Here is a 518-nt window from a genome sequence, read left to right as displayed (position 1 = left end):
GTCCCGCGGCGCGAGCAGCGGGAAATGGTCCATCATGTGATCTTCGACGAACTGATACGCGGGGTGCTCCGGGAATCGTCCAGGGACGCCTACGCCCAGATCATCGCCGATCTCGCGGACGACGGCGCCGAAGGCGTCATCCTCGGCTGCACGGAGATCGAGCTCCTGATCAGTGAGAAGGACACCGCCATCCCGGTGCTGCCGAGCGCCCGTCTGCACGCGGAGGCGGCGGCGGGCTTCGCGCTGGCCGACTGAGACACCTCAGGCCGCTGGGTTGGCGCCATACAGCTCCCGGTGCCAAAGGTCGGCGCAGACACGTTTGATGCCGGATGTCAGATGGCGGCGGTAGGTGGTGAAAGGCAGGCCGAGGTGTTCGGCGGCCAGCTCCTGAGTGGGCGTGCCGCGCAGGAACGTGACCGACAGCACCCGGTGAAACTTGACCGAGCGGGGATCCTCACGCAGGTCCTCGATCGCCCGGCGGAGCAGGTCACCCAGTGCGGTGGCCGGATCCTGCCCGG

General features: G+C 68.0%; 1 protein-coding gene and 1 pseudogene. One reads left to right on the top strand and one right to left on the bottom strand.

From position 1 onward, the window contains the following. Positions 1 to 255, top strand: a 255-nt coding sequence (locus tag Q9G87_RS60395) for an aspartate/glutamate racemase family protein (RefSeq protein ID WP_305925700.1), incomplete at its 5' end; no start/stop codon positions are given. Positions 256 to 261: 6 nt separating this feature from the next. Here Q9G87_RS60395 and Q9G87_RS60390 read toward each other — a convergent pair. Then, a pseudogene (locus Q9G87_RS60390) lies at positions 262 to 518 on the bottom strand (ATP-binding protein); the annotation flags it as partial.

This window comes from Nonomuraea turcica (assembly GCF_030718205.1).
Taxonomy (GTDB): domain Bacteria; phylum Actinomycetota; class Actinomycetes; order Streptosporangiales; family Streptosporangiaceae; genus Nonomuraea.
This window is presented reverse-complemented; position numbering and strand designations above follow the sequence as displayed.